The sequence below is a fragment of the Curtobacterium sp. MCBA15_001 genome (genome assembly GCF_001864835.1).
GTDB lineage: Bacteria > Actinomycetota > Actinomycetes > Actinomycetales > Microbacteriaceae > Curtobacterium.
Genome location: NZ_MJGI01000027.1, coordinates 62,645 through 74,589 on the forward strand (window position 1 = coordinate 62,645; position 11,945 = coordinate 74,589).

Here is an 11,945-nt window from a genome sequence, read left to right on the forward strand (position 1 = left end):
GGAGGCGCGGTGCGGGCCCACGCAGACGCCGCTAGACCGCCCAGCGCTCCGCGAGCTGGTCCATCAGCGCGTCGAGCCGCTCGTCGACGACCTGCTCCTCCGGGTGCGCCTCGTACCACGCGATGACCTCGCGGACACCCTGCCGGTACGGAGTACGCGGGCGGTACCACGGCACCAGCGACCGGATCTTGCTGTTGTCGAACACCGAGCTGTTCGCCTTGTCGCCGAGCAGCGCAGCACCCCAGTCCGCGTCCACCGCGGCGATGGCATCGGCGGGCACGTGCACGATCCGCAGGTCCTCGACGCCCGCCGCAGCCGCGATCTCGTGGGCGATCGCGTTCCAGGTCGGGGCCTCGTCGCTCGTGATGGTGAACGCTTCTCCGATGCTCGAAGCGTTGTCGAGCAGCCCGGTGAACCCGACTGCGAAGTCACGGCTGTGCGTCAACGTCCACAGCGAACTGCCGTCGCCCGTGATGATGACCGGCTTGCCCGCCCGCATCCGTGCGATCGCCGTCCACCCGCCGGTCAGGGGCAGCTTCGTCTCGTCGTAGGTGTGCGACGGCCGGACGATCGTGACCGGGAAGTCCTGCTCGCGGTACGCCTGCATGAGCAGGTCCTCGCACGCGATCTTGTCCCGCGAGTACTGCCAGAACGGGTTCTTCAGCGGCGTCGACTCCGTGATCGGCAGGTGCGTCGCGGGGGTCTGGTACGCCGAGGCCGAGCTGATGAACACGTACTGGTTCGTCCGGCCGGCGAAGAAGTCGATGTCCGCCTGCACCTGGTCGGGCGTGAAGGCGATCCAGTTCACGACGGTGTCGAAGTGACGGTCGCCGAGGACGTCCGCCAGTGCGGCGCGGTCCGACACGTCGGCCTGGAGGCGCTCCACACTGTCCGGGATCGGCCTGCCTCCGGTGGTCCCGCGGTTCAGGACGGTGACGTCGATCCCCTGTCGGGTCGCCTCCGTCACACACGCGGCGCTGATGACGCCGCTCCCACCGATGAACAGGACACGCGCTCCGTTACTGGTCATGCGTCCACGAAACCACCTTCCGGGCGCGATGCCGCGCAGTTTCGGGGTGCGGGGTCGCTCGGGTGCATCGGAGGTGCGGTGATCGCGGCCGCGCGGCGATGACGGCGGGCAGGTCGGAGACCCGCTCGGCCCAGGCGCCGGCGACCGGGGACACCCACGAGAGCAGTTCGACGGCGAGCCGCTGGTCGCGGCCGAGGTCACGCTCGTGGATCGGTTCGTAGTGCGCGGCGCGGTTGCGGACGAAGTGCAGTTGCTGCAGGCGTTGCGCGACCTCTGCGCGACGGACGCGCAGATTCGGGGCTCCGTCCGGGAACGCCCGGTGCACGCCTGGTACCCAGAGCGCCGTGTGGTAGCGGGATTCCACGAGGTACCGCCAGAAGCCGAAGGTGAGCTCCGCGACCACACGGCCGTGCACCTCGGGACGGCGTCCACGTTGCGTGGCGCGGAGCCGGGCCTTCGCGAGGTCCGCAGCACCCTGAGCATCGAGCGGCACGTGATCGAACCACTCCGAGGAGTCAGACCTCCGGGATGCCCATCCCGCGAGCTCGCGATCGATGGCGTTCCGCACGATGACCTCGACCAGCCCGGTGAGCACGAGCACGCGCGACGCGGCGCGGAGGTCCCACTCGTAGAGCTCGACCGCCTCCGTCAGGGTCGTCGTGTTCTGGCGATAGGACGTCAGGCGTGGAGCGCTCAGCAGCGCCGCCACTCGCTCGTGATCCATTGGCATCCGTCACCCTCCCCATGTACCATCGGTGACGAAGACCCCGGAACGATCCCTGGCTCGCGCCACATCGCCGGGGTTTCGTCTTGCCCTGCCCGCATCTGGTACATCAGTCTACTGACGGGCCCCGTCGAGACTGATCGGGCCGCGGGACCTGGGGACTACTGTCGCGATCCGAGCCGCACCGACGCGGCCACGACAGGAGTGACACGCACATGGAGTACCGCTACCTCGGCAACTCGGGCCTCAAGGTCTCCGAGATCACCTACGGCAACTGGCTGACCCACGCGTCCCAGGTCGAGAACGACGCGGCCATCGCCTGCGTCCGGGCAGCGCTCGACGTCGGCATCTCGACGTTCGACACCGCCGACGTCTACGCGAACACCGGAGCCGAGACCGTCCTCGGCGAAGCGCTCAAGGGGGAGCGGCGGCAGTCGCTCGAGATCGCCACGAAGGTCTTCGGACCGACCGGGCCCAAGGGACACAACGACACCGGACTGAGCCGTAAGCACATCCTCGAGTCGATCGACGGGTCACTCGAGCGCCTGCAGACGGACTACGTCGACCTGTACCAGGCGCACCGGTTCGACCACGAGACCCCCCTCGAAGAGACGATGCAGGCCTTCGCCGACGTGGTCCGTTCGGGCAAGGTGCTGTACGTCGGCGTGTCCGAGTGGACCGCCGACCAGCTGCGTGCCGGTGCTGCGCTGGCGAAGGAGCTCGGCTTCCAGCTCATCTCGAACCAGCCGCAGTACTCCGCGCTGTGGCGGGTCATCGAGGGTGAGGTCGTCCCCACCTCGAGGGAGCTCGGCATCTCGCAGATCGTCTGGTCGCCCATCGCGCAGGGCGTGCTCACCGGCAAGTACAAGCCCGGTCAGCCGCTGCCCGAGGGCTCGCGTGCCACGGACGACAAGGGCGGCGCGGACATGATCAAGCGGTTCATGCGCGACGAGGTGCTCTCGTCCGTGCAGGAGCTCGAGCCGGTCGCGAAGGAGCTCGACCTGTCGATGGCGCAGCTCGCCGTGGCGTGGGTCCTGCAGAACGAGAACGTCGCGTCGGCGATCATCGGGGCGTCCCGCCCGGAGCAGGTGCACGACAACGCGGGCGCCGCGGGTGTGACGATCCCCGCCGAGCTCATGTCCCGCATCGACGATGCACTCGGCGGCATCGTGGAGCGCGACCCGGCGAAGACGAACGACAGCAGCCCGAAGACCCGCGAGGCCTGACGAGGGCAACGAGCTCAGCGTCTGCATCCTCGACCTGCCTGTCCTCCTGGCTGCGGCGGGTGGCCAGTCGGTCATCGGACGTCACCCTGCTGTCTGATGCGGCCGTCCCGAGCTGCTGCGAACCTCATCGCACGCGGCGTCACGGGGAAGCCGCACACTCAGGGGGTTCATCTCGATGAAGACAACCAACAAGCTCATCGCCGGCACCGTCGGCACGGCGGCGATGGCGTTGATGTTCGGCGCCATCGCCGTCGCACCGGCATCAGCGGCCACCACCGCAGCGTCGTCTGTCGTCTCCTCGAAGACGACGACGAACAGCGAGTGTGTGTCAGCGGTCACTGCAGCGCAGCGGAAGGGGGACACGACCGTGTCGCTCGCTTCCTGCACCTCCACGGTGACCCTGTCGGAATCGCCGGAGGAGAGCGTGACCGCTGCTGACCTCGCCCAGGCAGAACAGTCCTTGAGCGCGACGCAGTTCACCCAGCTCAAGGCGGCGGCTGCAGCGGGATCGGTGAAGAAGAAGAACTACAGCCAGGGCTTCAACAACATCACCGACAAGCAGTCGCAGAGCGGCACGTTCTACTACGACGGCAGCCGCGCCTGGGTGACCTCGAAGTACCGCGGCTACCAGGGCACGCACAACTGTGTCGTGAACTGGGCGGTCGGGTACGTCGTGGAGGAGAAGGCCTGCTCCGAGAGCGGTTCGAACTCGCAGCGCGACCTCTACGTGCGTTGGCACATCTCGGCCATCCCGTCCGGTGGCTTCGTGAACTGGGACGAGTCGCACACGATGCACGTCAACGCGACCGGCCGGATCTGGCAGTAGCCGAAGGGATCAGACGATGTTGGAGACCACGAACTACTCGCACGTCTGGGTGTTGCTGGCGACCGTGGTCGTGGCGGTTCCTGCAGTGCTCGCGATCATCTCGACGCTCCGCTCGCACATGCTCCGGCTCGGACGGAAGGCGATCTGGACCGTGCTCCTGCTCGTCCCCGTGATCGGAGTCATCGCCTGGCTCATCGTCAGGCCCACCGGGTTCGCCTTCACCAGACAGCGACCGACTCCGCATCAGTAGCCGAACGGGAGAGGCGCCGGACCGACAGGTTCGGCGCCTCTCCCGTTGTGGGACGACTCCGGATCGGTTCGCCCGCTGTCGTCTTCCGGGGACGTCATCCCCGGAAAACCAAAAACCCCCGGCGAACCGGGGGTTTCTTGGTGGCTGGACACGGCATCGATCCGTGGACCTTTCGATTTTCAGTCGAACGCTCTACCAACTGAGCTATCCAGCCGTGGCGACCCTGACGGGACTTGAACCCGCGACCTCCGCCGTGACAGGGCGGCACGCTAACCAGCTGCGCTACAGGGCCATGTTGAGTTGCTGTCTTGCTGTGGTGTCGTTCCGAACTGCTTGCTGTCTCACGTGGAGTGACCCCAACGGGATTCGAACCCGTGCTGCCGCCGTGAAAGGGCGGTGTCCTAGGCCACTAAACGATGGGGCCGCAAGCAGTACATCGCTGCACCGGAGGTCAAGCATACGGAAGCCCTGCGCGGATGACAAATCGAGTCGCCGACACCGGCTCCGCCCGGCGTGTCGCGCCCCGTCACGCGGGCCGCGAGGGCTTCACTCGCGACGGGCCCGCCCGAGATCTGCGGGTTTCCGATTCTGCGCCGTCGGTGTTCAGTGCGAACATCGTCGTCGGCCCGTGCCCCTCAACCGAGGGGCTGCCCCGGTCCGGCACCTGTTGTTACTGTTGCGCTTGTTGACAGTGTTACGTGCGTGAGCCATGCCGCGCTGTTACGAAATCGAGACCCATGTCGATGCCCACTCTCCTGAACCCCAGCCTCCGCCGCCGCGTGATCGCCGCCGCGGTCGCCGTCGTGCTCGCGACCGGGGCAGCCGTCGCGCTCAGCCCGGGCAGCAGTGCGTCGGCGACGAGCTACCCGAGCTGGGCCGACGTCCAGGCCGCCAAGGCGTCGCAGTCGGCGCAGCAGGACAAGGTCACCGAGATCAAGGGCCTCATCGCCGACCTCGAGACGCAGGCCACGGCGAAGCAGCAGTCGGCGGACGACGCGGGCACGGCCTACCAGACGGCGCAGACGACGTTCGACGCTGCGACGCTCCAGCAGCAGCAGCTCCAGGACCAGGCCGACGCGGCCGAGGTGACCGCGTCGAAGTCCGAGGCGCAGGCCGGCCAGCTCGCCGCGCAGCTCGGCCGTGCCAGCGCGAACGACGTCACCACTGACCTCCTGACCCACCCGACGGGGTCGAAGGACTACCTCTACGAGCTCGGCGCGATGTCGAAGCTGAGCGAGCAGGCCGACGGCATCTACTCCCAGGCGACGCAGGACCGTGGCACCGCACAGGCCGAGGCCGACAAGGCGGACAAGGCAAAGAAGGCCCTCGGGGCGCTGGCCGAGGCAGCGCAACAGAAGATGCAGGCCGCGCAGCAGGCTGCGGATGCGGCCCAGCAGGCCGTCGCGGCGCAGAACGACAACCAGACCCGACTCGAGGCGCAGCTCACGCTCCTGACCTCGAACGCCACCGATGTCGAGGCCAAGTACAACGAAGGCGTCGCCGCTGAGCAGGCCCGCCAGGCGGCCCTCGCCAAGCAGCGCGCCGACGCAGCCGCGGCAGCCGCACGCGCCGCCGCGCCGTCCGGGGGCGGGTCGGGCAGCGGCTCGAACGGCTCCGGTGGTGGGACGCCGACGGCGTCCGGCTGGGTCCGTCCGAGCGCCGGCTACCAGACGAGCCCGTACGGCTACCGCGTCGACCCGTACACCCACGCACACGCACTGCACGCCGGCGTCGACCTGGCCCCGGCCTGCTACTCGCCGATCTACGCGGCCCACGACGGAACCGTGACGTTCGCGGGCAACGGCGGCGGCTACGGCAACGAGGTCATCCTCGACAACGGCGGCGGCATCTCCACCGCCTACGGCCACATCGTCAACGGCGGGATCATGGTCAGCAACGGCCAGCACGTCTCCGCCGGGCAGCAGATCGCCCAGGTCGGTTCGACCGGCTGGTCCACGGGCTGCCACCTCCACTTCGAGACCCGGGTGAACGGCGCCGCCGTCGACCCGGTCCCCTTCATGGCAGCGCGGGGGATCTCGGTATGACCGTGTGCGCGCCCGAGAGGCCCTGACCCCCATGAAGCAGCCTGCACGCCCACTCGTCTGCGGCATCGCCACGATCTCGTTGCTCGGCATCGGGCTCTCGGTCGCCGTGGCCGGTCCCGCGGGGGCGACCCCCGCAAGCGCCCCGTCGTGGGCGGACGTGCAGGCAGCGAAGGCCGACCAGGCCGAGACGCAGCAGACCGTCGACGAGCTCGCCTCGCGGCTTGGGTCGCTGCAGGACTCCGCCGACCAGGCCGGCATCGTGGTGCAGCAGGCCGGGCAGACGTACGCGCTCGCGGCCTCCGAGCAGCAGGAGGCGCAGGCGACGCTCGACGACCTGGGTTCCCAGGCCGAGCGCGCGAAGGCGGCAGCGGATGCGTCGGCGGGTCAGGTCGCCGCACTCGTGGTCGAGCTCTCACGCACCGGCGGCGGGGACCTCTCCACGAGCATGCTCGTCGACGCCTCCGACGCCAAGGACCTGCTCTACCAGGTCGGCACCATGTCGCACCTCTCGGAGCGGTCCGCGACGGTCCTCGCCAAGGCGCAGGCTGACCAGAACACCGTCGACGCCCTGGCCGCCCAGAAGCGGCAGGCGACGAAGGCCCTCGCGAAGGCGACCGACGCCACGAAGAACGCCCTCGACACGGCGAACAGCGTCGCGGCCCAGGCGAACGGCGCGCTCCAGGACGCCCAGGGGCAGCAGAACGAGGTGCTCCAGCAGCTCGCCTTCCTCAAGGGCACGACCGTCGCCACCGAGAGCGCGTACTACACCGACCAGCGTGCACAGCAGGCCGAGGTCGCCCTCGCCGCGCAGGCGACGAAGGACGCCGCGGCCGGGTCGAGCGCCCCGACGCGGACGACCACCACCACGACGACGAAGAACAACCCGGTCCCGAGCACGGGCGGCAGCAACGGCGGCGCGAGCAGCAGCAACCCGGCTCCGGCTCCGTCGAAGTCGAGCAACGCAGCACCGGCCCCGGCACCAGCACCAGCCCCAGCCCCTGCTCCCGCCCCCTCCAAGTCGAGCGCCCCGGCCCCCGCGCCGGCCCCGGCCCCCGTGACCACCGCCCCGAGCACCCCGTCCAAGGCCGCCGGTGCCATCGCCTTCGCCCGCGCGCAGCTCGGCGACGCCTACGTCCTCAACGGTGCGGGGCCGAACGTCTGGGACTGCTCCGGCCTGGTGATGATGGCCTACAGCTCGCAGGGCATCGCGACCGGCGGGCACAACGTCGTCTGGCAGTACAACTACTTCAAGTCGATCGGCCGCCTGGTCCCGCTGTCGCAGCGTCAGCCCGGCGACATCCTCTTCTACTCGTCGAACGGCACTGCCTCTGGCGGTTACCACGACTCGATCTACACCGGCAACGGCCGCATGATCGAGGCGGCCCGCCCCGGCGTCGGCGTGGTCGAGCGTGGCGTGTGGCTGCCGAACCAGCTGCTGCCCTACGTGGCTCGCCCCTCCGGCTCGATGTAGCGCAGATCGCACCCACCAACGAACATCGCGCCCCGTCGAGACGGGGCGCGATGTTCGTACAGGGGTGCGGACCCCGGGCGGGCGAGCGGCCCGCGGAGCGTCAGTGCGAGCGGGGCACGTAGGCGGCCTGGCCGGCCGTCACGATGGCCTCGGCCTCGGCGGCGTCGCCCCAGCCCTCGGCCTTGACCCACTTGTTCGGCTCGAGGTCCTTGTAGCGCTCGAAGAAGTGCGCGATCTCGGCCTTCGTCTGCTCGTCGACGTCCGAGATGTCCTGGATGTGCGCCCAGCGCGGGTCCTTCGCGGGGACCACGAGGACCTTCGCGTCGTTGCCGGCCTCGTCGCTCATCTTGAAGACGCCGACCGGGCGGACCTTGACGCCCACGCCCGGGAAGGTCGGGTACTCGAGCAGCAGCAGCGCGTCCACGGGGTCGCCGTCGTCCGCCAGGGTCTTCTCGAAGAAGCCGTAGTCGGTCGGGTAGACGAACGAGGTGAACAGCACGCGGTCGAGGTACACGCGACCGGTCTCGTGGTCCACCTCGTACTTGTTGCGGCTGCCCTTGGGGATCTCGACGACGACGTCGTACGCGGCCATTGGTTGCTCCTGGTCTGTCGGTTGCACGGGAAAGCGCGGCTAACGTTACCGGGTGAACTCTCCGCGTCCCCGGCTCGACCCCGCCGTCGCCGCGACCCGGCGTGCGGTCCGCGGTCTGCTCGCCGAGGCACGCGCAGGACGATTCGTCGCCGACGGTGACCTGGTGCTGGTCGCGCTGAGCGGCGGAGCCGACTCGCTCGCGCTCGCGGCGGCCACCGCGTTCGAAGCACCGAAACAGGCACTCCGGGCCGGTGCGGTCGTCGTCGACCACGCGCTGCAGGCGGTTTCCGAGGCGGTGGCGAGCCGGGCCTCCAGACAGGCATCCGAGCTGGGGCTGGACCCGGTCGTCGTCCGGAGCGTCCAGGTCGGCACCGCAGGTGGTCCCGAGGCCGCCGCACGGGAGGCCCGCCACGCGTCGATCGCGCGGGTCGCGTCCGACCTCGGGTCGCCCCTGGTGCTGTTCGGCCACACCCTGGACGACCAGGCCGAGACGGTCCTGCTCGGCCTGCTGCGCGGCAGCGGGCCCGACAGCCTGTCCGGCATGCAGCCGCTCGCGGGCCGCGACGGTGGGCCGGCGTACGGTCGCCCGCTGCTCGGCGTCCGCCGTCACACCACGCGGCAGGCGTGCTCGGCGGCGGGGCTGGCCCCGTGGCACGACCCGCAGAACCAGGACGTCGCGTTCACCCGGGTGCGCGTCCGGAACGCCGTGATGCCGGTGCTCGAACGCGAGCTCGGGGCGGACGTCGCCGAGTCCCTGGCGCGGACGGCCGACCAGCTGCGTGAGGACTCCGCAGCGCTCGACCACTTCGCCGAGGAGATGGCCGAGGACCTGGCGGAGCACTCGGAGGCGGGCATCGCGCTGTCGGTGCGGCAGCTCGCGGCGAACCCGCCCGCGCTCCGGCAGCGGCTGGTGCGCCTGGCGGTCGAGAGCGAGTTCGGCGTGACCCTGAGCCGGTTGCAGACGCTCGAGGTGTGTCGTCTGGTGACCGACTGGAGCGGGCAGGGGCCGATCGACCTGCCCGGCGTCCGGGCCACCCGGGACGGGGACCGGCTGTCGTTCGCTGCGCAGTAGGGTGGCGTGGTGGAACTCTCCGACGTGCAGGACGACCTCTCCGAAGTGCTCTTCACCCCCGAGCAGCTCGACGACAAGATCGCCGAGCTCGCCGCGGCGGTCGACCGGGACTACGCCGACAAGGACCCGCTGCTCGTCGGCGTCCTCAAGGGCGCGGTCATGGTCATGGCGGACTTCTCCCGCCACCTGACGCTGCAGGCGAAGATGGACTGGATGGCGGTGTCGTCCTACGGCTCCGGAACGAAGTCGTCCGGTGTGGTGCGGATCCTCAAGGACCTGGACACCGACCTGCACGGGCGTGACGTCATCATCGTCGAGGACATCATCGACTCCGGTCTGACGCTGTCCTGGCTCAAGCAGAACCTGGAGTCGCGCGGGGCCGCCAGCGTCGAGATCGTCACGCTGCTGCGCAAGCCCGAGGCTGCCAAGGTCGCGGTCGACGTCCGGTACGTCGGCTTCGACATCCCGGACGCCTTCGTGGTGGGCTTCGGCCTCGACTACGACGAGCGCTACCGCAACCTGCGCGGCATCGGGGTCCTCGCCCCGCACATCTACTCGTAGACGAACCCGGAGTTCTTCGTCGACGGACCCGGTCGCCGGTGGGCGAACCGGCAGTTCGCCCGCAGAGGACACCCATTCTCGCCACAGAATCGCGGCCGTATGCTGGCGAGCACGCAACTTTCGGCAGAGAAAGGCTCGGGCCCTGGCGCCCGGATCACATGGACTTCAAGCGCATCCTCCGCGGGCCGTACCTCTACGTGCTCATCGCACTCGTGGGGATCTGGATCGGATGGGCCTTCATCAGCCAGTCCGGCACGCAGCAGATCGACACGCAGAAGGGGCTCGAGCAGCTCTCGGACGGCAAGGTCTCCTCCGCGGTGGTCAACTCCACCGAGCAGCGGGTCGACCTCACCCTCAAGGACGGTGGCACGACCGAGCAGTTCTACTACTCGACGCCGCGTGGTGCCGAGGTCGTGGACGCGATCGCCAAGGCCGACCTGCCCAAGGGCTACAACGACACCGTCCAGCAGTCGAACTGGTTCGTCTCGCTGATCCTGACGCTCCTGCCGTTCCTGCTCATCCTCGGCCTGTTCTGGTTCCTGCTCTCGAGCGCTCAGGGCGGCGGCTCGAAGGTCATGCAGTTCGGCAAGTCCAAGGCGAAGATGAACAACAAGGAGAACCCGCAGGTCTCCTTCTCCGACGTCGCCGGTTCGGACGAGGCGATCGAGGAACTCCACGAGATCAAGGAGTTCCTCAAGGAGCCGGCGAAGTTCCAGGCCGTCGGCGCCAAGATCCCCAAGGGCGTGCTGCTGTACGGCCCTCCCGGAACTGGCAAGACCCTGCTCGCGCGCGCCGTCGCCGGCGAGGCGGGCGTGCCGTTCTACTCGATCTCCGGCTCGGACTTCGTCGAGATGTTCGTCGGTGTCGGCGCCAGCCGTGTCCGTGACCTCTTCGAGCAGGCCAAGGCGAACTCGCCGGCCATCGTCTTCATCGACGAGATCGACGCCGTCGGTCGTCACCGCGGCGCCGGCATCGGTGGCGGCAACGACGAGCGTGAGCAGACGCTGAACCAGCTCCTCGTCGAGATGGACGGCTTCGACGGCAAGACCAACGTCATCCTCATCGCCGCGACGAACCGTCCGGACGTGCTCGACCCCGCGCTGTTGCGTCCGGGCCGCTTCGACCGCCAGATCGGCGTCGACGCCCCGGGTCTGGCCGGCCGCAAGCAGATCCTCGAGGTGCACGCGAAGGGCAAGCCGCTCGCTGCGAGCGTCGACCTCGAGCTCCTCGCCCGCAAGACGCCGGGCTTCACCGGCGCTGACCTGGCGAACGTCCTCAACGAGGCCGCCCTGCTCACCGCCCGATCGAACGCGCAGCTCATCGACAACCGCGCGCTGGACGAGGCCGTCGACCGTGTGATGGCCGGCCCGCAGCGTCGGACCCGGATCATGAGCGACCAGGAGCGCCTGATCACGGCCTACCACGAGGGCGGCCACGCCCTGGCGGCGGCTGCGATGCGGCACACCGACCCGGTGACGAAGATCACGATCCTGCCGCGCGGCCGGGCACTCGGCTACACGATGGTGCTCCCGCTCGAGGACAAGTACTCCGTCACGCGCAACGAACTGCTCGACCAGCTCACCTACGCCATGGGTGGCCGCGTCGCCGAGGAGATCGTCTTCCACGACCCGACGACGGGTGCGTCGAACGACATCGAGAAGGCCACGGGCACCGCACGCAAGATGGTGACCGAGTACGGCATGAGCCAGGCGGTCGGTTCCGTCAAGCTCGGGTCGGGCTCGAGCGAGCCGTTCGTCGGTCGTGACATGAGCGGCGGCACGGGACGCGACTACTCGGAGAACATCGCCGAGACGGTCGACGCCGAGACCCGTGCGCTGCTCGAAGCCGCCCACGACGAGGCCTACCAGGTGCTCAACGACAACCGCGACATCCTCGACCGCCTGGCCGGTGAGCTCCTCGAGAAGGAGACGCTTGACGCCCCGGAGCTCGTCGAGATCTTCAAGGACGTCCGCAAGCTCCCGGAGCGCCCGCAGTGGCTCTCCAGCGACAAGCGCCCGGTCAGCAACCTGCCCGCGATCGACGTCCCCGGCAAGGCAGCCAACACGGCCGCCGAGTCGAGCGACCGCGAGCCGTCGAAGACCCCGCGGCACCGTCCGTTCGGCAACCCCGGCATCGCTCCCGCCTAGG

Annotated in this window: 12 protein-coding genes and 3 tRNA genes; 8 read left to right on the plus strand and 7 right to left on the minus strand. The window is 69.3% G+C overall.

Features of this window, described 5'->3' with window-relative positions; all coding sequences use genetic code 11:
• Nucleotides 1-31: 31 nt before the first annotated feature.
• A complete protein-coding gene (locus tag BIU90_RS16255) occupies nt 32-1,030 on the minus strand; it encodes an NAD-dependent epimerase/dehydratase family protein (RefSeq protein WP_071301283.1) in 999 nt (332 codons plus the stop codon).
• Complete coding sequence (locus BIU90_RS16260; protein WP_175470238.1) at nt 1,020-1,754, minus strand: hypothetical protein; 735 nt, start codon at nt 1,752-1,754, stop codon at nt 1,020-1,022. The genes BIU90_RS16255 and BIU90_RS16260 overlap by 11 nt, the downstream gene beginning before the upstream one ends.
• A gap of 215 nt (nt 1,755-1,969) precedes the next feature.
• Here BIU90_RS16260 and BIU90_RS16265 point away from each other — a divergent pair, with 215 nt between their 5' ends.
• Nucleotides 1,970-2,980 carry an aldo/keto reductase family protein gene (locus BIU90_RS16265; protein WP_071301285.1) on the plus strand — a complete coding sequence of 337 codons (1,011 nt, stop codon included), beginning with the start codon at nt 1,970-1,972 and terminating at the stop codon, nt 2,978-2,980.
• Between the two features lie 81 nt (nt 2,981-3,061).
• Here the strand turns inward: BIU90_RS16265 and BIU90_RS18445 are convergent, their stop codons facing one another.
• Complete coding sequence (locus BIU90_RS18445) at nt 3,062-3,373, minus strand: hypothetical protein (protein ID WP_139195328.1); 312 nt, start codon at nt 3,371-3,373, stop codon at nt 3,062-3,064.
• A 31-nt stretch (nt 3,374-3,404) separates the two neighbouring features.
• Between BIU90_RS18445 and BIU90_RS18450 the strand changes: the two genes are divergently transcribed.
• Together BIU90_RS18450 and BIU90_RS16275 are read left to right on the plus strand one after the other, a co-directional pair.
• Nucleotides 3,405-3,806, plus strand: a complete 402-nt coding sequence (locus tag BIU90_RS18450; RefSeq protein ID WP_139195329.1) for a hypothetical protein — start codon at nt 3,405-3,407, stop codon at nt 3,804-3,806.
• Between the two features lie 16 nt (nt 3,807-3,822).
• A complete protein-coding gene (locus tag BIU90_RS16275; protein WP_071301287.1) occupies nt 3,823-4,056 on the plus strand; it encodes a PLDc N-terminal domain-containing protein in 234 nt (77 codons plus the stop codon).
• Nucleotides 4,057-4,194: 138 nt separating this feature from the next.
• Here the strand turns inward: BIU90_RS16275 and BIU90_RS16280 are convergent.
• From BIU90_RS16280 to BIU90_RS16290, 3 genes are all read right to left on the minus strand, one after another.
• Nucleotides 4,195-4,270, minus strand: a tRNA-Phe gene (locus BIU90_RS16280).
• Nucleotide 4,271: 1 nt separating this feature from the next.
• Nucleotides 4,272-4,348: transfer RNA gene (locus BIU90_RS16285), tRNA-Asp, on the minus strand.
• 59 nt (nt 4,349-4,407) lie between these two features.
• A tRNA-Glu gene (locus tag BIU90_RS16290) sits at nt 4,408-4,480 on the minus strand.
• A 313-nt stretch (nt 4,481-4,793) separates the two neighbouring features.
• Between BIU90_RS16290 and BIU90_RS16295 the strand changes: the two genes are divergently transcribed.
• Together BIU90_RS16295 and BIU90_RS16300 are read left to right on the plus strand one after the other, a co-directional pair.
• Complete coding sequence (locus tag BIU90_RS16295) at nt 4,794-6,101, plus strand: peptidoglycan DD-metalloendopeptidase family protein (RefSeq protein ID WP_071301288.1); 1,308 nt, start codon at nt 4,794-4,796, stop codon at nt 6,099-6,101.
• A gap of 31 nt (nt 6,102-6,132) precedes the next feature.
• Complete coding sequence (locus tag BIU90_RS16300; protein ID WP_071301289.1) at nt 6,133-7,572, plus strand: NlpC/P60 family protein; 1,440 nt, start codon at nt 6,133-6,135, stop codon at nt 7,570-7,572.
• Nucleotides 7,573-7,672: 100 nt separating this feature from the next.
• On the opposite strand, the gene BIU90_RS16305 is transcribed toward BIU90_RS16300, so the two are convergent.
• Nucleotides 7,673-8,164, minus strand: coding sequence for an inorganic diphosphatase (locus tag BIU90_RS16305; RefSeq protein ID WP_071301290.1), 492 nt, complete (start codon nt 8,162-8,164; stop codon nt 7,673-7,675).
• Between the two features lie 52 nt (nt 8,165-8,216).
• Between BIU90_RS16305 and tilS the strand changes: the two genes are divergently transcribed.
• From tilS to ftsH, 3 genes are all read left to right on the plus strand, one after another.
• The gene (tilS, locus tag BIU90_RS16310) at nt 8,217-9,236 is read left to right on the plus strand and encodes a tRNA lysidine(34) synthetase TilS (RefSeq protein ID WP_071301291.1); all 1,020 of its coding nucleotides are present in this window, start codon (nt 8,217-8,219) and stop codon (nt 9,234-9,236) included.
• 9 nt (nt 9,237-9,245) lie between these two features.
• Nucleotides 9,246-9,797 (plus strand): hypoxanthine phosphoribosyltransferase, encoded by a 552-nt coding sequence (gene hpt, locus BIU90_RS16315; RefSeq protein WP_071301501.1) that lies wholly within the window; start codon nt 9,246-9,248, stop codon nt 9,795-9,797.
• A gap of 158 nt (nt 9,798-9,955) precedes the next feature.
• Entirely contained in the window at nt 9,956-11,944 is a 1,989-nt protein-coding gene (gene ftsH / locus BIU90_RS16320; RefSeq protein WP_071301292.1) for an ATP-dependent zinc metalloprotease FtsH, read from the plus strand.
• Nucleotide 11,945 lies beyond the last annotated feature (1 nt).